We start from the raw sequence: 18817 nt of genomic DNA on the forward strand, positions 1-18817 counted from the left end.
AGAGCAAGTATTGAACAAGCTGGGCAATTGGATTAGTTCTATCAGGTACAAAATGCCTCTGTAGCAGGATTTTCGATTGGGATTATCACTATCGATTTTAACTACGTCAAGTTGCCGGGTAATGTAGCCAACGCGACTACTTTTTCTTTTCCAGTTGTCTATGAGGATATTGTTTTGGAAATTGAGGATCTGTTCCATGGTGAGGAGAAACTGTTGGGAATGGTCATTGAGGCAGCTAAAAAGTTAGAGAAAAAGGGTGTGCGGGCCATTGTAGGTGCCTGTGGTTACTTTAACCATTTTCAGGAGCAGGTGCGAGATGCTGTAGCAGTTCCTGTTTATTTGTCTAGTGTGCTTCAAATTCCTTTGATTAAAATGGGACTCAAACCAGACCAGAAAATTGCGGTACTAGTAGCAGATGGCGAGGGAGCGAGTGTAGACTTTTTCGCCAAAGCCAACGCTTCCATTTCAGACTGTATCGTCAAAGAGATAGGTAGTCTGGATAGTTTCGCTCCAATTCGCTACAACAAGCCTTTTTTGGACAATGGGCGTTTGAAGTCAGACTTAGTAGCAGTCGTTCAGGATTTGCAAGCTAACCACCCAGAAATTGGTGCTATTTTGCTGGAATGTAGTGACCTACCTCCCTATGCAGCTGTTCTTCATAGAGAAACAGGACTACCAGTTTTTGATTTTACCACTTTGATTAACTGGGTCCATTCTGCAGTCGTTCGCAGAGAATTTTATGGATATATGTAAAAAAGCCTGCAGATGCAGACTTTATCAAGAAAGCTGTTGGCTGAGCCAGCAGTTTTTTAATGCCCTTACAGGACAAGTGCATAAATATAGACTGTTACTGTAAAACTTACAAAAGCATAGAGCAGACCGTATCGAATGGCTTGAATGGGCCTAAAGAATCGTATGAGAGCTAGGCCACACCAAACCAAGAGGACCAGAATAAACCAGCCAGATAGGAGCCGTAGGGGAGTTGGTCCATACATGAAAATGTAGATAGCAAAGAGTTTCCAAGAAGCTAGTAGAGCGAATAGTCCTGCGAAGGTGAAGAGGCAGGAAATCATCCAGCGAGTAATGGTGGCTTCCCATAGAGGCTGTTCGCCGACCAAGTAAAACCCTCCCAATACTACGAAGTTTAGCAAGGAAACACGGACTAATTGCCAAAAACCAGAGACGGCTGTTAAGGAAGCTTCTTGCGGAGAGATGGTCTGTAAGGATAGCAGATTTCCAATTTCGGAAATACTGACGACAAAGAAGAGACCATACATAAGACATAGGCTTCCAATGATAATGTAGGCTGCCAGTGGCGGAAATACTCGAAATGGTCTTAAATGTGCTTGGAAGATCGCATAGTTTAAGCGTTTTCGAGGGGTGCTCAGTAGGCTGCCCGCCACCAGTCCAAAGAGCCAAGCTCCTACAGGAAGAGACAGAATCCAACGCCAGAAGATTGTGGATATGTTTACTTGGTTTAGAGACTGTAAAATGTTGACAAAGGCCTGGTTAAAATCGTGGGTTACAGCTGAAAAAGTCGAGGATACTTGAGAGAGTTGCCCGCCAACGAATCCGACGAGGACAAAGGAGAGGCTAATGCTGATAGTAAGGACTCCAACTGTCTGTAATTGATTGAGGCGATGTTTCTTCCATTTTTTAACCGTCTGTACAGGTTGATAGAATAAGGTAGTTAGTCTAAGGAGGAAGTGACGGAAGGGAAGGAAAACAAATCCAGTCAAGGCATCGTACCAAACTAGGATTCCCAACCGACCTTGTGTCAACCAACCATTTCGAGCTAAAACATAAAAGACGAAGGAAATATGTACCATCAGAAATTGGGCAAGACCAAATTCAGTTTCTTCAAATCCCCAAAACGTCAGAGCTAGAGCTTGAGTTAAGGTGGCAAATAGAAAGACGAATGATTCAGTCTGCCTAAAAGCTATTGGCTGTAGGCTGTTGTTACAATAGTGCATCCATTCGATATAGGCTACAAATGATAAGGCGAGTGGGAAAAAATAAACAGTCTTGTCCTCTGTTAAAATTGTCTGATACATATAGGCTAGTAGATAGCTTAGCCAGACTCCAATTTTATAGCCGGTGAGCTGAAAATTATTTAACGTTGTTAGTAAACTATGGACGGTCTGTTTTGGCGGACTCGTTAATAGGTCCGATCGAACGGTATTGACATTGCTAGTTAGGTGATTCATTCACTTATCTCCTCATCTGGAATATATTCTAAAATATCACCAGGCTGACATCCCAGCTCTCGACAGAGGGCGTTTAAGGTGGAAAAGCGGACAGCCTTGGCCTTATTATTTTTCAAAATGGATAAATTGGCAGGAGTCAGGTCGATCAACTCTGCCAATCGCCCAGCACTAATACGTTTTTGGGCCATAATAATATCTAAATTTATTTGAATCATAGCACCTCCTAGATGGTGTAATCCACTTGGTCCTGTAATTCGACTGCCTTTCCAAAAGCATTTCGAATGACACGAATAACCAAGGTAAGTGCGATTCCTGCAACCGTGATGAGCAGGACAGGAATGTAGCAACTAATTCCTAAAAGGAAGGAAACAAGGGTTGCCAAGCCGACTTCCCGGCCCAATATTTGTAAACTACGTACATTTTGTGGGATAAATACCTGCTCCTTACCGATACGAGTGACCAGTTGGTAGAGGTGAATGAGAAAAATGATTGCGAGAACTCCAAGTGTGTAACCCAGGATAATCATTGTGAGATAGCGGCTATCGCCCTGCAAGAAAGGAGAGGGATAGATAATAGCTAAATCTACGACCCAGGTTCCGGTTGACATGAGTCCGACAGCAGCGATAAACAAAAGGATAAGACAGATCTTAGTCAGACGAATGCTCCAATCTTCGTAAGTAGGTTTTGATGTAGACATATAGCCTCCTTCAGTAATTTTTCTCTATCTTAACACGATTTTTATCGAATATCAATAAATATATAACAAAAAACAATAAAATTTTCTTGATAAAGAATAAAAACATAGCTAAGAGTATAGAGTTGATGTTTTTCCTAAAGCAAAAATGCAGTTATTCTGACTGGCAGTATGGAAGATGTTGACTAGTTTATTAGCTGAAAAATAGTCAAAAAAATTGACTATCTTTCTTTTTCTGATAAAATAGCAAAAAAGATTGACTAATTATAAAGGAGAGAGCAGATGAAAGCTGTTGTAGTTTCAAAAGCTGGTGGGCCAGAGGTTTTGGAAGTAAAAGAAATTGCCAAACCGCAGGTGAAAACAGGATGGTCTTTGGTGAACATCAAGGGCTTTGGCATCAACCATTCGGAGATTTTTACTAGACAGGGTCTGTCACCAAGTGTAGTATTTCCACGGATTTTGGGGATTGAATTGGTCGGCGTGATTGAGGAAACGACAGAGCCAGACAGGTTACCAGTCGGGCAAAAGGTTGTATCGATCATGGGTGAGCTGGGTCGAGCCTTTGACGGTGGCTATGCAGAGTACGCCCTGGTGCCTAATCAAATCCTCTACCCTGTTCAGACTGATCTGGGCTGGGCGGAGCTAGCTAGTGTCCCTGAAACCTACTATACCGCCTACGGTTCCATGAAAAATCTCAAGCTGGAAGCGTCAGATCGGATCTTGGTGCGTGCGGGGGCTAGTGGGGTTGGACAGGCCTTTGTCAAATTGGTGCGGAGCCAGTTTCCAGACCTGCCTATCTACGCTTCTGTCCGCAAGCTAGAAAAGACCGATCAGCTGCTTGCCTCTGGTTTCAGCCAAGTCATCCTCGAAAAAGAGGGGCGTTTGCAGACAGAGCTGACCTTCAGCAAGATTCTTGAGCTGGTTGGTCCTGCTACTCTAGAGGATTCCCTGGCTCATCTGGAGGAGGGTGGTATCATCTGCTCGACTGGGCAGCTGGGTGGCAAGTGGTATCTGGAGGACTTTGACCCCATTGAACAGTTGCGGCAGAATGTCTATTTGACTACTTTTTATTCGGGCAATGTCAATCAGGACAAGTTGCAGGAGATGTTTGACTACCTAGCTCATTATCAGGTGCCAGTTGGTCCTGAGAAGATTTTTAGTTTGGATACCATACAGGAGGCTCACCGCTATTTAGAGGGGGCGGAGGCTTTTGGCAAGGTGATTGTGCTGAATAGGGAGGAAGATGATGACAGAATTGAGACAGCGGAGTAAGAACTTGGCCCGTATCTTTGACCAGCAGGTCGGGCTCTACGAGGGTTATGCAAGGCGACAGGGGCTAAACGGCAAGTGCTTATCGATCCTTATGTGGCTTTATTATTATCCCAGAGGTGTGACACAGAATTTGGTCAGTAAGAAGACTTACTCTAGTAAGCAGGTGGTCAATGCCACCATTAAGAAATTTCTTGATAAGGGCTATGTCTTCTTTGAGGAAAATCCAGCAGACAAACGGTATAAGAAGTTCAAATTGACCGAGGAAGGCCGTGTCTATGCCAGTCGGATTTTGGACCCCTTGGAAGAGGCGGAAAAAACAGCCCTGTCCCAGTTCAGCTTGGAAGAACAGGAGCAGTTACTAGACCTCTTTGGTCGCTATGGGCAGGCCTTGACGGAAATCTTAGGAGGAGAAACCAATGATTGAGTACCAAAATGTGTCCTTGACCTGTCAGGTCAGCGGGCCAATCTTGAAGAATTTGACCTTTGATATTCAAGAAGGGGAGTTCTTTGTCCTGATTGGACCAAGCGGTAGCGGAAAAACAACCACGCTGAAACTGATCAATCGCCTGATTGAGCAGACAGACGGAGATATTCGGATTCAGGGCAAGCGGCTGAAAGACTTTGACCTACGAGAACTACGCTTGGAAACTGGCTACGTCCTGCAACAGATTGCTTTATTTCCAAATATGACAGTGGCTGAAAATATCGCTCTTATTCCTGAGATGAAGGGGATGAGCAAGCAAGATATTCTAAAAAAATCCAGAGAGCTTTTGACTAAGGTAGGTTTGGATCCAGATAGTTATCTGGGGCGTCTACCCAAGGACTTGTCTGGGGGAGAAAAACAGCGGATTGGGATTCTGCGGGCCATTATTGCCAATCCCAAGGTCTTGCTGATGGACGAACCTTTCTCAGCCTTGGATCCAATTAGCAAGGGGCAGTTGCAGGACTTGATTAAGGAGTTACACGAGGAATTCAAGATGACAACGGTTTTCGTTACCCATGATATGGATGAGGCGGTTAAGCTGGCAGACCGTATCTGCTTGATGAGGGCAGGAGAAGTGGTTCAATTGGGTACGCCTGATGAACTTCGTAACCAGCCTGCCAACGACTTTGTCATCGAATTTATGAAAAATAGGGGAGGTGCCTAATGGATCAGTTGATTGCAACTTTTATCGAACGCAAAGCAGACTGGCTGACAGCCCTCTTTGAGCACCTGCGAATTTCCCTCTTGGCTTTGAACATCGCTATCGCTATTGCGGTGCCACTTGGCTTGGTCTTGTCCAATAAGAAAAGGCTGACCGAGTGGAGCTTGCAGGTGACAGGTGTTTTCCAAACCATTCCATCCTTAGCACTTTTAGGTCTTTTTATTCCCTTTATGGGTATCGGTACTTTGCCTGCAGTAGTGGCCTTGGTCATCTATGCAATTTTCCCTATTTTACAAGGGACTTTAACTGGACTTTCGGAAATCGATCCGTCGCTGGAAGAAGCTGCGACAGCCTTTGGGATGACTAAGCTAGAAAAACTGCGTAAATTCGAGCTGGCCTTAGCTATGCCTATTCTTATGTCTGGTATTCGGACGGCTTCCATTATGATTATCGGGACGGCAACGCTTGCTGCCTTGGTCGGTGCAGGTGGTCTAGGCTCTTTTATTCTCTTGGGAATTGACCGAAATGACTCAGCCCTGATTTTGATTGGAGCAGTGTCGTCAGCTGTCTTGGCAGTTCTCTTCGGCTCAATTATCAAGTTCTTGCAGGACAAGAAGCCACGGACCATTTTGGCGGCTCTTTTGGTGACACTCTTGACAATTGGAGCTAGTTATGTTCCACTCAATCAGTCGTCATCGAAAAAGCTGGTCATCGCTGGGAAATTGGGGGCAGAGCCTGAAATTCTCATCAATATGTATAAACTCTTGATTGAAGACCAGACGGATATCGAGGTGGAGCTGGAGCCAAACTTTGGCAAGACCAGCTTCCTCTATGAAGCCCTCAAATCAGGCTCGATTGATATTTATCCTGAATATACTGGTACCATTACGACCACTCTTCTGACCAATCCGCCGTCTGATTTGTCCAATAATCCTGATGAGGTTTACACCTACGCAAAAGAAGCGATTTTAGAACAGGACGGCTTGGTTTATTTGGCTCCGACGGATTTTCAAAATACCTTTGCCTTGGCAGTAACGGAAGACTATGCTCAAGTTCATGGTCTTGAGAAGATTTCGGACTTGGCAAAAGTGCAGCAGACAGCTGTAGCAGGCTTCTCTTTGGAGTTTAATGACCGTGAGGACGGGAATGTCGGTCTGACCAATCTTTATGGACTAAACCTCAATGTCAAGACCATGGAGCCAGCCCTTCGCTACGAAGCCATTAAAAACGGAGATGTGCAAATTGTAGAAGCCTTCTCGACAGATAGCAAGGTGGTCACTTACAAACTGAAAATCCTGGAAGACGACAAACAGCTCTTCCCACCTTACCAAGCCGCTCCGCTATTGACCAAAGAAACCCTTGAGAAATACCCTGAGTTGGAGCAAGTCCTAGGGGTGTTGGCGGGCAAAATCTCGACCGAGGAAATGACTCAGATGAACTATGCGGTCGATGTGGAAGGCAAGTCGGCAGAGCAAGTGGCTAGGGAATACCTCGAGAAAGAAAATCTACTAAAATAGGAGAAAATCATGTCACATCAACTAGAAAACGCTAAAAATCTCTACCTCCGTGGCATTCGCGACGGGGAAATCAAGGAAGTTCATGAGCACTACATGGGGGCTACTTACACCCAGCATAGTACAGGAGTGCCGGATGAAAAAGAGGGCTTTGCGGCTTTCTTTGAGGACTTTTTCACACGCAATCCCAAGCGGGAAATAAATATTGTACGTGCCATTGAAGACGGAAATTTTGTCTTCGTTCATGTCCACCAGAAACTCAATGATGGTGAGGCTGAGTGGGTGACAGCGGACATCTTCCGTTCAGATGCTAATGGTCGTATCGTTGAGCATTGGGATGTTATCGATGCCTATCCAAAAACCATTGGCCAAACAGACCCGATTTACGCTGACTTTGAGCTGACAGACCTAGACAAGACCAAGGACAACAAGAAAATCGTCCGTCGTTTCTTGGTCGATGTCCTTCAAAATGGGGAAATCGAGAAATTTGACGACTATGTGGCAGCTGATCTTATTCAGCACAACCAAGAGATTGCCCAAGGCGGTGCGGCCTACAAGGACTATCTTGTAGAGAATCAAGTCACCTACGACTTTGTCTTCAAGGTGATGGGACAGGGTGATTATGTTGTGGCTTACTCGAAGGTCTGGATTGCAGGTCAGGACTACGCCCACTTTGATATCTACCGGCTCAAAGAGGGTAAGATCGTCGAGCACTGGGATAACAAGGAAGTCATGCCAGAGAAAAAAGACTTGACGAATTTAGGGAAGTTTTAAGAGGGGATGTCTCCTTCTTTTTTCTTGACTTGTTTGGTTTCTTGGTTGATAATAGAAAAAAAGATAGTGGAGTAGTTGCTCATGCTTAAATACCTTCGTGCTCTTCCCTTGATTGTTGTGGCAGGTGCTGTTGTTTATCTTTCAATTTGGATGTGGATTGATAATGGGGACTGGACTTACATTATTGCCAGATTGTCTGGTATGACGGAGAAACATGCTAACAATCTATCTCTAATCGCCATTGCCATTCAGTCCTTGTTTTTTACGTCCGATTGGTTTTATAGCCGCATTCGTGCCTTTCTCAATCGTCGTTTGGAAAAAGCCAGAGGGCTCAATCGGCATATTTATCTGGGCTACAAGACTGGAATTGAGTTTTTGATGGCACTACCCAAACGGACTATCTTGTTTAGCTTTTACCTAGTCCTGACTATTTTGGAAACCTTAGGTGTGATTGATAGTGCCAAAGATTATGCGGTGGTCATTGTGTTTATAATTGCTGTGGACCGTGTGACTAAGATCTGGCCAGAAGAAAAGAGGAGAATGGTTGAGTTTAGCCAGAAGATTAAGAAAGGTATTAAGAGTGTGGGGTAGGGATAGACCTGCTAGATAGTTTAAGAAGGCAATTTTGTCTTCTTTTTTTGTTAAAAAAACCAAACAAAATGTAATGTATATGTTGCAAAATAGAAAATATAGTGTATAATACAACTATAAAAATACGAAAGGAGGACAGCTATGATATGAAGAACATACGGCTTAAGCTGGCTCGTGTAGAAAAAGATATGACCCAAGGGGACTTGGCGGAGGCTATCGGAGTGACCCGCCAGACCATCGGTCTGATTGAGGCGGGGAAATACAATCCCAGTCTTAGTCTTTGTCTATCGATTTGCCACTGTTTAGGGAAAAGTTTAGATCAATTATTTTGGGAGGAACCAACTAATGAAAAAAATTGTGACTGATGAGCGTGTTCGACAAGAAGAAAACCAAGTCTTTGCCTGGGTAGGCAGGACCATGAATTTTCTTTTGCCCCTCTCATTTCTCATCAAGAGCCTGGTCTTAAAATGGCCGTTTGAAGCCTATGTTTTTGAACTGTTTGGCATGGTGGTAGTTTCAGCCTATCTCTTTTACGGTTATTGGAGGAAGGGGCTTGATATGGAACGGGGAACTTCTTGGCAAGGTTACTTCTATTTAGGAGGGGTAATCGTTGGTACAACTATCTTAATGGCTTGGACCAACTACCAGACCTATGGACAGCATTATTCTGGTGTCTGGGATTGGCATTTTTGGGCGGTGATTTTGATATTCTTTCTTTCTGTCACAAGTCTCATTTTCTTACTGGCGAATCTTCTCTCTTGGGCGAATAAGTACCGTCAGAAGCAGGTGGAAAAAGAGCTGGTAGATGAACTCGAATAAGCAATCGAGTTCTTATCCTCGCTCTGCCATTTTCCTAAAAAATAAAACTTTTTAAAATTCCTTGCCAAAATCTGAATGTTTATGATACAATGAAAAAAGCGTAGGTTTTTAAACTCATCCCGTGAGGTGAGAAAGACAACAGGATAATTCATTAAGGGCCTATGACTATGAAAATTTAGAAAGTCTGGGTCTTTTTGTGTACCCAGAGCGGGAGAATGATGAATACAAAAGCCAACCTTTTGTTTGATGTCCATGAGAAACCAGCTCCTCTTCAGGGGATTTTGCTCAGTTTCCAACACGTGTTTGCCATGTTTGGTGCAACGATTTTAGTACCTTTGATTTTGGGAATGCCCGTATCCGTGGCCCTATTTGCATCTGGTATTGGAACCCTGATTTACCAAGTAGCTACTCAATTTAAAGTACCGGTTTATCTTGGTTCTTCGTTTGCCTATATTTCAGCTATGGCCTTAGCTATCAAAGAAATGGGCGGAGATATCTCAGCAGCACAAACAGGTATTTTCTTTGTTGGTCTGATTTATGTACTGATTGCAGGTCTTGTCAAAGCCATTGGTACAAAATGGATTGATACTCTATTACCACCCGTGGTTATTGGGCCTATGATCATCGTTATCGGTCTTGGCCTTGCCAATTCGGCAGTTACTTCTGCAGGTTTTGTGGCAGACGGTGACTGGAAAAATGTTGTTGTAGCTATTGTCACTTTCTTAATCGCGGCTTTTGTCAATACCAAAGGGAAAGGCTTCGCCAAGATTGTTCCATTCTTAATTGCCATTATCGGTGGTTATATTGTTGCTCTCTTGCTTGGTCTGGTGGATTTCACACCTGTACTCGAAGCAGCATGGTTTGAGTTGCCAGGATTCTATTTACCATTTGAAACAGGTGTATTCAAATCGTATAATTTTTACTTCGGACCTGAAATGGTTGCCATTTTACCAATTGCTGTAGTGACTGTAGCTGAACATATCGGTGACCATACAGTTCTCAGCCAAATCTGTGGTCGTCAGTTCTTGAAAAACCCAGGTCTCAGTCGTACCTTGATTGGTGATGGTGTAGCGACAGCTGTTTCAGCTTTAATCGGGGGTCCTGCCAATACGACTTATGGAGAAAATACAGGGGTTATCGGTATGACTCGCATCGCGTCAGTATCGGTTATTCGCAATGCTGCTTTGATTGCAATTGCTTTCTCATTCTTGGGTAAATTTACAGCTCTTATTTCGACCATTCCAAGTGCCGTTCTCGGAGGAATGTCTATCTTACTATATGGTGTTATTGCATCAAATGGTTTGAAAGTATTGATTGAAAGTCGAGTAGATTTCGGTCAAGTTCGTAACCTGATTATTGCAAGCTCAATGCTAGTCTTGGGACTTGGTGGTGCAGTTCTGAATATTGGTACGATAACCCTTTCAGGAACAGCCCTCTCGGCAATCGTTGGGATTATCCTTAACCTCATTTTGCCCAAAAATGAAAAAGCCAAGTAATTACACTCAATTTTGAAGTCAGCTCAGGCTGGCTTTTTTTACGGATTGTGGTATAGTAAAGGGAAAAAGGAGAAGCTCATGAAAGAATTAGCTAAAGAAATGTATAGCAACACTCTTCATATTTGGTATGAGACAGATGTAATGGCAGACCACGAATATGGTCGAATTTTTGATACTAGTTCAGCCCGCTTAAATGAAGTTGCGGTCAGAATACAGGCAGATGTTGTGGACAATCCAAGTGTCGAAGCTATCTATTGGTATTTGGGGCAAGGGTTGGATCAAATCGTGCTGATGGCTCGTTACCAAAAAGACAGATTGCAGGTTCAAGTGAATCTCAAGGATTTTGATTTTGCCTTGCATGTAGATGCGATTGAAATATGGAAAAACGACTTAATTGAAGCAGTTCAAACAGGTCTTTCGGAGAAATAGCAGAGCAGCTCAGCAATTGCTCAAATCAGTTGACAAAAGCACCATTCCTTGATAGAATGGATAAGGTCCGAAAGGACAAATCTAGCTTTTTCTTGGTCACAGGTCGCCAACCTGTCACTCGGATTGAGCTCAATAAAAAGGAGTATACATTATGGCAATCTCAAAAGAGAAAAAAAATGAAATCATGGCACAATATGCGCGTCATGAAGGCGACACAGGTTCAGTTGAAGTACAAGTAGCAGTACTTACTTGGGAAATCAACCACCTTAACGACCATATCAAACAACACAAAAAAGACCACGCTACTTACCGTGGTTTGATGAAAAAAATCGGTCGCCGTCGTAACTTGTTGGCATACCTCCGCCGCACAGACGTTAACCGTTACCGCGAATTAATCAATTCACTTGGCTTGCGTCGTTAATTAGCAGGTATAGAACAAAAAAACACAGCACCAGTATCTTGTATACTGAGCTGTGTTTTTTTCGATTCTACAAGCAAATTATTACTCAATTTTCGGGTTTTTATTTTACAAATTTTCAATCCAATATCGAAGCATACGCTCGCTACTATTAGGGTCAATACGGGTATCCTCATAAACTCCACCATTTGCAAGGATGGTTTTTTGAGAGGCGATATTCCAATCTGCAGCGGTGATTAAGACTTGGGCAATTCCCAATTTCTTAGCTTCCAGCAGGGCAAGTCGTAGTTGTTCAGTCGCATAGCCTTTTCTTCGCTCTTCTGGGTGAATAGAATAGCCGATATGACCAATATAATTCTTTAAATGCTCGTGATTAAGATCATGGCGAATAGTGCAAATGCCAACCATCTGTTGATCTATTTCACGAATACAAAGAAATGTAGAAGAAGGAGAATGTTCTGTATGACTTGTCCCATAAGATGACACTGCTTTAATGTGTTCTAGCCATTCCTCAACTGCTTCAAATTGCTGCAGTTTGGCACCACCATGAAGATGTTCATTGCTGAATGCTTTTTTATAGGCTAAGATTTGATTCTTCCATTTTAAACTAGGAACTACAAGATGGCAAGTTTCCATTTTCTACCCCCAACTATTTTGAATAGTTTATCATTGAGTTTATCATGAGTATGTTTTCTTGTCAAAAATAGTTTCAGGCCTTTATTTCTACCTAAAATATGATAAAATAAGAATTATGCGTGATTTTGTGCAAAAGAGAGTGAAACAAGCTGTTTGATTGTCTTTTGTAGAAAACACGCTAGAAAAATTTCAGAAAAAAACAGGAGACAATTCATGTCAAAACAAGTATTTGAAACGGTTTTTGCTGGCAAGAAACTAGTCGTTGAAACTGGTCAGGTTGCCAAACAAGCCAATGGTGCAGTAGTTGTTCGTTATGGAGATTCAACAGTATTAACTGCAGCTGTTATGTCTAAGAAAATGGCAACTGGTGATTTCTTCCCTCTCCAAGTTAACTACGAAGAAAAGATGTATGCTGCTGGTAAATTTCCTGGAGGTTGGATGAAGAGGGAAGGACGTCCATCTACGGATGCTACTTTGACAGCTCGTTTGATTGATCGTCCGATTCGTCCAATGTTTGCGGAAGGTTTCCGTAACGAAGTTCAAGTCATCAACACAGTGCTTTCTTATGATCCAGATGCATCTGCTCCAATGGCAGCCATGTTTGGTTCCTCATTGGCACTAGCGATTTCAGACATTCCGTTCAATGGTCCAATTGCTGGTGTTCAGGTTGGTTATGTTAATGGCGAATTGATTATTAACCCAGATCAAGCTCAACAAGAAGCCTCCCTTTTAGAATTGACAGTTGCTGGTAACAAAGACGCTATCAACATGGTTGAATCGGGTGCCAAAGAATTATCAGAAGAAGTGATGTTGGAAGCACTCTTGAAAGGTCATGCGGCTATTCAAGAACTTTTGGATTTCCAAAATCAAATCGTGGCAGCGGTTGGTAAGGAAAAAGCAGATGTGGAGCTTCTTCAAGTGGACCCAGAATTGCAGGCTGAGATTGTTGCAGCTTACAATGACGATTTGAAAAAAGCGGTGCAGGTTGAAGAAAAATTGGCCCGTGAAGATGCGACCAATGCCGTGCGTGAAACCGTCATCGCAGCTTACGAAGAAAAATACGCTGAACACGAAGAATTTGACCGCATCATGCGTGACGTTCATGAAATCTTGGAACTCATGGAGCACGCAGAAGTTCGTCGTTTGATTACTGAAGACAAGGTCCGCCCAGACGGTCGCCGTGTGGATGAGATTCGACCGCTAGATGCAGAAGTAGACTTCTTGCCAAATGTTCACGGCTCAGGTCTCTTTACCCGTGGTCAAACGCAAGCCCTCTCTGTCTTGACCTTGGCACCAATGGGTGAAACCCAAATCATCGACGGTTTGGATGATGAGTACAAGAAACGCTTCTTGCATCACTATAACTTCCCACAATACTCAGTGGGATCAACAGGTCGTTACGGAGCACCTGGTCGTCGTGAAATTGGTCACGGAGCCCTTGGTGAGCGTGCTCTTGAGCAAGTCTTGCCAAGCCTAGAAGATTTCCCTTACGCTATCCGCTTGGTGGCAGAAGTCTTGGAGTCAAACGGTTCTTCATCACAGGCTTCTATCACAGCTGGTACCCTTGCCCTTATGGCAGGTGGTGTGCCAATCAAGGCACCCGTTGCAGGGATTGCCATGGGTCTGATCTCAGATGGTACCAACTACACCGTCTTGACCGATATTCAAGGTCTTGAGGACCACTTCGGCGACATGGACTTCAAGGTAGCTGGTACTCGTGACGGTATCACAGCCCTTCAAATGGACATCAAGATTGACGGTATCACACCGCAAATCTTGGAAGAAGCCTTGGCACAGGCTAAGAAAGCTCGTTTTGAAATCCTCGATGTGATTGAAGCAACTATCCCAGAAGTTCGTCCTGATTTGGCACCAACTGCACCGAAGATTGATACCATCAAGATTGATGTAGACAAGATTAAGATTGTCATCGGTAAGGGTGGCGAAACTATTGATAAGATTATTGCAGAAACTGGCGTGAAAATCGATATTGACGAAGATGGTCTTGTGGCTATCTTCTCACCAGATCGCGATGCGATTGAACGGACCAAGGAAATCATTGCAGGTCTTGTTCGTGAAGCAAAAGTGGACGAAGTCTTCCAAGCAAAAGTGGTTCGTTTGGAGAAATTCGGTGCCTTTGTCAACCTTTTTGACAAGACCGACGCCCTCGTCCACGTTTCTGAAATGGCTTGGACACGTGTCAATAAACCAGAAGATTTGGTTGAGGTTGGCGATGTTGTAGATGTTAAGGTGATAAAAATTGATGATAAGGGACGTATTGATGCTTCTATGAAAGCCCTTCTACCAAAACCAGAAGGCTACGTGGAACCAGAAAAACGTGAACGTTCGGAAAAACCTCGTCGTCATAAAGAACACAAAGAGAAAAAAGATAATAACTTTGGTGAATTTAAATTTCATAAAGTAGATAAAAAATAATGGTGAAGTAGGCAAGTCCCGAAATGGACTTGTCTTCTCGCTAGAAGGAGAAGTCATGGGTTGGTGGAAGGATACCATAGAAATTGTAAAAGAAAAAGATCCGGCGGCACGGAACTCCTTGGAAGTCCTTTTGACCTACCCAGGAGTCAAGGCATTGGCTGCTCATCGTCTCTCTCACTGGATGTGGCAAAATGGTTTTAAATTATTAGCTCGGATGCACAGTCAGTTTTGGCGATTTTGGACCAACATTGAAATTCATCCAGGTGCAGAAATTGCTTCGGGAGTCTTTATTGATCATGGCGCAGGATTGGTAATCGGTGAGACTGCAATTGTCGAATCTGGTGTAATGTTATACCATGGAGTAACTCTTGGAGGAACAGGGAAGGATACAGGGAAGCGCCATCCAACAGTTCGAAAAGGGGCACTCGTTTCTGCTCATGCCCAGGTGATTGGCCCAGTTGAAATCGGAGAAAATGCGAAAGTAGGTGCTGCTGCTGTTGTCTTAGCAGATGTTCCAGCAGACGTGACAGTTGTCGGTATGCCTGCTAAAATAGTCCGTGTTCATGGGAAAAAAGATGAGCAAGCCATTCATGATATGGAAGGCGGTCGTGAATACTACACAACCAAGCTAGCAGAACTGAGAGAAGCTAGCCATCGCTCCTCACATTTGTAAGAAAGCCTTCCTATTTGAGTAGTTTTGGAGATAAGAGGTAAGTATGATTATAGCAACTAATATCCTGGATCCTAGTCAGTTATCCGCAGCAAAAACTCTGATAAGCACAGTACAATCCTATGACGGAACCTATCGTGATCCTTACCTGTCAAATATGCTCAACTTTGACCCTGAAATGCCAGCTTTTTTCTTGGCTTATCAAGGTGAACAGTTGGTGGGACTTTTGACTGTATATGCCGATGATGAGGATGTGGAACTGGCGATTCTCGTGCATCCAGACTACCGCAGACAGGGGCTGGCACGCAAGCTCTATGATTGCTATCAGACGAAGACGGCTAACTATCCTATCGCTAGTGTGACCTTTCAGACCGAACGTGTCTTTCTAGATAAGCACCCAGACCTTGCGACAGCTTGGAACTTGATAGAAGATACGGATACTGAGACATGGTTGGGTCGTGAACGAGTGCCTTATCAGCTTTCACAACAGGCTGAGCTCACAGTAAGTTTGGCACAGGGTCATCATGCAGACAGTATTGCACGCTGTAAGACTGCGGCATTTGGTAACGACTATGAGGTGGCCCTCCGCTACGTGCGTGAAGCCATTGCGGATGCGGATAGTTTGCTTTATGTTTTGGAACATAGCGGAGCGGTTATCGGCTCTTGCACAGTAAACATTTCGACCGATGATAACTATCTTTACGGTTTAGCTATCGCCCCAGACCAGCAACAAAAAGGTTACGGCACTTACTTAGTCAAAGCTGTCATCAATGACCTTATCACGAAAAACGAAAAACCTTTTCAAATCGCCGTCGAAGATGACAACCTCATTGCTAAGCGGCTGTATGAAAATATCGGTTTTACCAAGCAGACACAAGTGATCTACTTAGACCCGAAAGAAGGTTGATATGCTACTAGAAGAATTTGAACAAAGTCCTGCTGTCATTGAACCGACGGACAAGGCTATTCGTGGTGGCGGTGAGGTATGTGAGACCATGATTTTCTCTTTCAATGGGGAAATCGTAGACCGGGTCCGTCAGCTACCTGAAAGTAGAGAAGGTGGCTACTTAGAAAGCATTAACGGTTGCCATCCTTGGTATATTTTGGAAAGAGATGGACTGCGAGTTGCGGTCATGTTGGCAGTCGTCGGTGCTCCCATGGCGGTTGGTCACTTGGAGGAACTGAAAGCCTGTGGCTTTGAGAATTTTATCGTTCTGGGTTCTTGTGGGGTCTTGGACGAATCACTTGCTGCGGATAAGATTATCCTTCCTAGCTCTGCTCTTCGGGATGAAGGAACCAGCTTCCACTACGCTCCTGCCAGCGATGAAATCAGCTATGACCCTGCTTTGCTATTGACCATGGAAAAGGCCTTGGATCAAGCAGGAATCGAACATGTTCGGACTAAGACATGGACGACAGATGCATTTTATAGAGAAACAGCAGCTAAGGTTAAACGTCGCTTGACTGCTGGGGCAATGGTGGTTGATATGGAAGCATCAGCTATTATGGCATGGTCCCAGTTCCGACAGGCTAATGTTTATCAATTTTTCTACACAGCTGATTATGTGGATCACCATAACAATGAGTGGGATACTCGTCGTGAGGAGAGAAATGTTGACTGTATGACTTTCTTTGAAATCGCGATGGACATTGCTAAAAAATTAGAAAGTACAGTATGTTAAAAGAATTAGTGAAACAGAATTGGCCCTATATCTTGACTTCCATCGTTGGAACGATTCTATTTGTCGTTAAATTTTCACAAGGTAATTGGCAGGTTGGGATGATTTGGTTGGCAGCAACAGCCTATTGGCTAGTAAAACTATATCAAAAATACCAAATCTTGAAGAATGTTCAGAAGTAAAGGAGCATCTATGATTAAAATTTACGATACCATGACCCGCAGTTTACGTGATTTTGTACCCTTGGAAGAAGGCAAGGTAAAAATGTATGTCTGCGGTCCAACGGTTTATAACTATATTCATATCGGTAATGCACGAAGTGTGGTAGCTTTTGATACCATCCGCCGTTATTTTGAATACCGTGGCTTTGATGTAGCTTACATTTCAAACTTTACGGACGTGGATGACAAGATTATCAAAGCTGCAAATGAAGCTGGTATGACAACAAAGGAATTATCTGATAAGTTTATTGCGGCATTTAAGGATGACGTGGCAAAATTAGGAGTTAAACCTGCAACCAAGAATCCTCGTGTTATCGATTATATGGACCAAATCATTGATTTTGTCCAAGCTCTATTGGATAAGGGCTATGCATATGAAGCAGAAGGGGATGTTTATTTCCGTGTTGAAAAGGCAAGGAATTATGCCCGTTTGGCCAATAAAACTTTGTCAGACTTAGAAGCTGGAGCATCTGGGCGTGTTGATGGAGAGGGGCAGTTGAAAGAACATCCATTTGACTTTGCCTTGTGGAAATCAGCGAAGCCAGGAGAAGTGTCATGGGAAAGTCCGTGGGGTCACGGGCGTCCAGGATGGCATATCGAATGTTCGGTTATGGCAACAGAGATATTGGGAGACACCATAGATATTCATGGTGGCGGAGCAGACTTGGAGTTTCCGCACCATACAAACGAGATTGCCCAATCAGAATGTAAAACAGGACAGACATTCGCAAATTACTGGATGCACAATGCCATGCTCAATATCAATGATGAAAAAATGTCCAAGTCATTAGGGAATTTTTTAACTGCACATGAAATGTTGGAGAAAATTGATGGGCCAGTTCTACGATTTTTCCTTGCGACCCAGCACTACCGCCGACCACTGAACTACACGGAGAAAGCTATCTCCGATGCGGAAACAAATTTAAAATATTTAAAAAACACCTATACTCAACCAGTGCTGAATGTGTCTGATCACACGGTATTAGCTAAACATTTAGCGGCGTTCGAGACTGCAATGGATGATGATTTTAATGCTGCAAATGGCATTACAGCAATTTTCGACTTTGCCAAATGGATCAACTCCGGAAACTATGATGCCATTGTCAAGGAAGCCTTTGGAAAAATGTTGGCAGTCTTTGGAATTGTCTTTGAGGAAGAGGTCTTAGACAGTGAGATTGAAGCCTTAATTGAGGAGCGGCAAGTAGCGCGTGCCAATAGGGACTTTGCAACAGCGGACCGTATTCGGGATGAATTGGCGGAGCAAGGGATTAAATTATTAGATACAAAAGATGGCGTGAGGTGGACACGTGACTAGTGTAGTTGATGTGAACCTTATCAACGGAATTGCTCTTGCTTTTGAAGGTGACGCAGTATATTCTATGTATATCAGGCGACATTTGATATTCAAGGGATTGACCAAGCCCAACAAATTACACAGTGAAGCAAATAAATACGTCTCGGCAAAGGCACAAGCCAGTCTTATCGTAGCTCTCTTAGAAACTCAGCTACTAAATGAGAAAGAAGAAGAAATCTATCGAAGAGGTCGTAATGCAAATAGCCACACAAAGGCTAAAAATGCAGATATTGTGACTTATCGTATGTCTACAGGTTTTGAGGCAGTTTTGGGCTACCTCCATATGACAAATCAATTTGAACGACTCGATGAGCTTATCTCTTGGTGCATTGAAACAGTAGAAAACAAATCCATATAAGAAGATAGTCTGATAAGATTATCTTCTATTTTATTTATAAGATAAGATTTTGAATAGAATTTACTCTCCCTGCTAATTGAAATTACCCAGTAGAACCATCCTTCTGC

At 43.4% G+C, this 18817-nt stretch carries 22 protein-coding genes and 1 pseudogene; 19 read left to right on the forward strand and 4 right to left on the reverse strand.

From position 1 onward, the window contains the following. Positions 1–63: 63 nt before the first annotated feature. Positions 64–753: pseudogene (locus L6410_RS01330) on the forward strand (aspartate/glutamate racemase family protein); the annotation flags it as partial. 65 nt (positions 754–818) lie between these two features. Here the strand turns inward: L6410_RS01330 and L6410_RS01335 are convergent. From L6410_RS01335 to L6410_RS01345, 3 genes are read right to left on the reverse strand one after another with little or no spacing between them, the layout of a single operon-like run. Beyond that, positions 819–2207: a DUF4153 domain-containing protein gene (locus tag L6410_RS01335; RefSeq protein ID WP_024396647.1), complete on the reverse strand. Its 1389-nt coding sequence runs from the start codon at positions 2205–2207 to the stop codon at positions 819–821. Then, complete coding sequence (locus tag L6410_RS01340; RefSeq protein WP_024396648.1) at positions 2204–2422, reverse strand: helix-turn-helix domain-containing protein; 219 nt, start codon at positions 2420–2422, stop codon at positions 2204–2206. The genes L6410_RS01335 and L6410_RS01340 overlap by 4 nt, the downstream gene beginning before the upstream one ends. A gap of 8 nt (positions 2423–2430) precedes the next feature. Next, positions 2431–2904: a DUF2975 domain-containing protein gene (locus L6410_RS01345; RefSeq protein ID WP_024396649.1), complete on the reverse strand. Its 474-nt coding sequence runs from the start codon at positions 2902–2904 to the stop codon at positions 2431–2433. Positions 2905–3183: 279 nt separating this feature from the next. Here L6410_RS01345 and L6410_RS01350 point away from each other — a divergent pair, with 279 nt between their 5' ends. The 11 genes from L6410_RS01350 to rpsO all read left to right on the forward strand — a co-directional run bounded on the left by L6410_RS01350 (position 3184) and on the right by rpsO (position 11362). Next, positions 3184–4173 carry a zinc-binding dehydrogenase gene (locus tag L6410_RS01350; protein ID WP_024404378.1) on the forward strand — a complete coding sequence of 330 codons (990 nt, stop codon included), beginning with the start codon at positions 3184–3186 and terminating at the stop codon, positions 4171–4173. Then, positions 4148–4597 (forward strand): MarR family winged helix-turn-helix transcriptional regulator, encoded by a 450-nt coding sequence (locus L6410_RS01355; RefSeq protein ID WP_024404377.1) that lies wholly within the window; start codon positions 4148–4150, stop codon positions 4595–4597. The genes L6410_RS01350 and L6410_RS01355 overlap by 26 nt, the downstream gene beginning before the upstream one ends. Further along, positions 4590–5321 (forward strand): ABC transporter ATP-binding protein, encoded by a 732-nt coding sequence (locus tag L6410_RS01360; RefSeq protein WP_237395652.1) that lies wholly within the window; start codon positions 4590–4592, stop codon positions 5319–5321. The genes L6410_RS01355 and L6410_RS01360 overlap by 8 nt, the downstream gene beginning before the upstream one ends. Next, positions 5321–6835, forward strand: coding sequence for an ABC transporter permease/substrate-binding protein (locus L6410_RS01365; protein WP_237395653.1), 1515 nt, complete (start codon positions 5321–5323; stop codon positions 6833–6835). The genes L6410_RS01360 and L6410_RS01365 overlap by 1 nt, the downstream gene beginning before the upstream one ends. Before the next feature lie 9 nt (positions 6836–6844). Next, positions 6845–7606 carry a nuclear transport factor 2 family protein gene (locus L6410_RS01370; protein WP_237395654.1) on the forward strand — a complete coding sequence of 254 codons (762 nt, stop codon included), beginning with the start codon at positions 6845–6847 and terminating at the stop codon, positions 7604–7606. A gap of 81 nt (positions 7607–7687) precedes the next feature. Continuing rightward, a complete protein-coding gene (locus L6410_RS01375) occupies positions 7688–8197 on the forward strand; it encodes a hypothetical protein (RefSeq protein WP_237395655.1) in 510 nt (169 codons plus the stop codon). A gap of 146 nt (positions 8198–8343) precedes the next feature. Continuing rightward, positions 8344–8562, forward strand: a complete 219-nt coding sequence (locus L6410_RS01380; RefSeq protein WP_024378860.1) for a helix-turn-helix transcriptional regulator — start codon at positions 8344–8346, stop codon at positions 8560–8562. Next, the gene (locus L6410_RS01385; RefSeq protein WP_237395656.1) at positions 8543–9016 is read left to right on the forward strand and encodes a DUF6773 family protein; all 474 of its coding nucleotides are present in this window, start codon (positions 8543–8545) and stop codon (positions 9014–9016) included. Before L6410_RS01380 ends, L6410_RS01385 begins: the two co-directional genes overlap by 20 nt. Positions 9017–9234: 218 nt before the next feature. Further along, entirely contained in the window at positions 9235–10512 is a 1278-nt protein-coding gene (locus L6410_RS01390) for a uracil-xanthine permease family protein (protein WP_237396600.1), read from the forward strand. A 78-nt stretch (positions 10513–10590) separates the two neighbouring features. Further along, positions 10591–10941 (forward strand): hypothetical protein, encoded by a 351-nt coding sequence (locus tag L6410_RS01395; protein WP_237395657.1) that lies wholly within the window; start codon positions 10591–10593, stop codon positions 10939–10941. Between the two features lie 151 nt (positions 10942–11092). Next, a complete protein-coding gene (rpsO, locus tag L6410_RS01400) occupies positions 11093–11362 on the forward strand; it encodes a 30S ribosomal protein S15 (protein WP_024391455.1) in 270 nt (89 codons plus the stop codon). A gap of 105 nt (positions 11363–11467) precedes the next feature. Here the strand turns inward: rpsO and L6410_RS01405 are convergent, their stop codons facing one another. Further along, on the reverse strand, positions 11468–11995 hold the full coding sequence (locus L6410_RS01405; RefSeq protein ID WP_237395658.1) for a GNAT family N-acetyltransferase: 528 nt from the start codon (positions 11993–11995) through the stop codon (positions 11468–11470). Positions 11996–12208: 213 nt separating this feature from the next. On the opposite strand from L6410_RS01405, the gene pnp reads away from it, so the two are divergent. The 7 genes from pnp to L6410_RS01440 are packed head-to-tail and all read left to right on the forward strand — an operon-like array spanning position 12209 to position 18710. Beyond that, positions 12209–14428: a polyribonucleotide nucleotidyltransferase gene (gene pnp / locus L6410_RS01410; RefSeq protein WP_172039606.1), complete on the forward strand. Its 2220-nt coding sequence runs from the start codon at positions 12209–12211 to the stop codon at positions 14426–14428. A 55-nt stretch (positions 14429–14483) separates the two neighbouring features. Next, positions 14484–15101, forward strand: coding sequence for a serine O-acetyltransferase (gene cysE / locus L6410_RS01415; RefSeq protein WP_024403247.1), 618 nt, complete (start codon positions 14484–14486; stop codon positions 15099–15101). Positions 15102–15144: 43 nt separating this feature from the next. Further along, the gene (locus L6410_RS01420) at positions 15145–16005 is read left to right on the forward strand and encodes a GNAT family N-acetyltransferase (protein WP_237395660.1); all 861 of its coding nucleotides are present in this window, start codon (positions 15145–15147) and stop codon (positions 16003–16005) included. Between the two features lies 1 nt (position 16006). Further along, positions 16007–16780: a nucleoside phosphorylase gene (locus L6410_RS01425; protein ID WP_237395662.1), complete on the forward strand. Its 774-nt coding sequence runs from the start codon at positions 16007–16009 to the stop codon at positions 16778–16780. Beyond that, positions 16774–16959, forward strand: coding sequence for a hypothetical protein (locus L6410_RS01430; RefSeq protein WP_024391464.1), 186 nt, complete (start codon positions 16774–16776; stop codon positions 16957–16959). The genes L6410_RS01425 and L6410_RS01430 overlap by 7 nt, the downstream gene beginning before the upstream one ends. Before the next feature lie 10 nt (positions 16960–16969). Further along, positions 16970–18313: a cysteine--tRNA ligase gene (gene cysS, locus L6410_RS01435; protein ID WP_237395664.1), complete on the forward strand. Its 1344-nt coding sequence runs from the start codon at positions 16970–16972 to the stop codon at positions 18311–18313. Then, a complete protein-coding gene (locus L6410_RS01440; protein WP_237395666.1) occupies positions 18306–18710 on the forward strand; it encodes a Mini-ribonuclease 3 in 405 nt (134 codons plus the stop codon). Before cysS ends, L6410_RS01440 begins: the two co-directional genes overlap by 8 nt. Positions 18711–18817: the final 107 nt, after the last annotated feature.

The organism is Streptococcus parasuis, from assembly GCF_021654455.1.
GTDB lineage: Bacteria > Bacillota > Bacilli > Lactobacillales > Streptococcaceae > Streptococcus > Streptococcus parasuis.

Bases quoted from the DNA above. Each gene is read 5' to 3' on its own strand.
- cysS (WP_237395664.1), top strand. From the start codon at position 16,970: ATGATTAAAATTTACGATACCATGACCCGCAGTTTACGTGATTTTGTA.
- L6410_RS01385 (WP_237395656.1), top strand. From the start codon at position 8,543: ATGAAAAAAATTGTGACTGATGAGCGTGTTCGACAAGAAGAAAACCAA.
- L6410_RS01375 (WP_237395655.1), top strand. From the start codon at position 7,688: ATGCTTAAATACCTTCGTGCTCTTCCCTTGATTGTTGTGGCAGGTGCT.
- L6410_RS01380 (WP_024378860.1), top strand. From the start codon at position 8,344: ATGAAGAACATACGGCTTAAGCTGGCTCGTGTAGAAAAAGATATGACC.
- L6410_RS01365 (WP_237395653.1), top strand. From the start codon at position 5,321: ATGGATCAGTTGATTGCAACTTTTATCGAACGCAAAGCAGACTGGCTG.
- L6410_RS01395 (WP_237395657.1), top strand. From the start codon at position 10,591: ATGAAAGAATTAGCTAAAGAAATGTATAGCAACACTCTTCATATTTGG.
- cysE (WP_024403247.1), top strand. From the start codon at position 14,484: ATGGGTTGGTGGAAGGATACCATAGAAATTGTAAAAGAAAAAGATCCG.
- L6410_RS01390 (WP_237396600.1), top strand. From the start codon at position 9,235: ATGAATACAAAAGCCAACCTTTTGTTTGATGTCCATGAGAAACCAGCT.
- L6410_RS01340 (WP_024396648.1), bottom strand. From the start codon at position 2,422: ATGATTCAAATAAATTTAGATATTATTATGGCCCAAAAACGTATTAGT.
- L6410_RS01425 (WP_237395662.1), top strand. From the start codon at position 16,007: ATGCTACTAGAAGAATTTGAACAAAGTCCTGCTGTCATTGAACCGACG.
- L6410_RS01420 (WP_237395660.1), top strand. From the start codon at position 15,145: ATGATTATAGCAACTAATATCCTGGATCCTAGTCAGTTATCCGCAGCA.
- L6410_RS01405 (WP_237395658.1), bottom strand. From the start codon at position 11,995: ATGGAAACTTGCCATCTTGTAGTTCCTAGTTTAAAATGGAAGAATCAA.
- L6410_RS01360 (WP_237395652.1), top strand. From the start codon at position 4,590: ATGATTGAGTACCAAAATGTGTCCTTGACCTGTCAGGTCAGCGGGCCA.
- L6410_RS01355 (WP_024404377.1), top strand. From the start codon at position 4,148: ATGACAGAATTGAGACAGCGGAGTAAGAACTTGGCCCGTATCTTTGAC.
- L6410_RS01370 (WP_237395654.1), top strand. From the start codon at position 6,845: ATGTCACATCAACTAGAAAACGCTAAAAATCTCTACCTCCGTGGCATT.
- L6410_RS01350 (WP_024404378.1), top strand. From the start codon at position 3,184: ATGAAAGCTGTTGTAGTTTCAAAAGCTGGTGGGCCAGAGGTTTTGGAA.
- L6410_RS01335 (WP_024396647.1), bottom strand. From the start codon at position 2,207: ATGAATCACCTAACTAGCAATGTCAATACCGTTCGATCGGACCTATTA.
- L6410_RS01430 (WP_024391464.1), top strand. From the start codon at position 16,774: ATGTTAAAAGAATTAGTGAAACAGAATTGGCCCTATATCTTGACTTCC.
- rpsO (WP_024391455.1), top strand. From the start codon at position 11,093: ATGGCAATCTCAAAAGAGAAAAAAAATGAAATCATGGCACAATATGCG.
- L6410_RS01345 (WP_024396649.1), bottom strand. From the start codon at position 2,904: ATGTCTACATCAAAACCTACTTACGAAGATTGGAGCATTCGTCTGACT.
- pnp (WP_172039606.1), top strand. From the start codon at position 12,209: ATGTCAAAACAAGTATTTGAAACGGTTTTTGCTGGCAAGAAACTAGTC.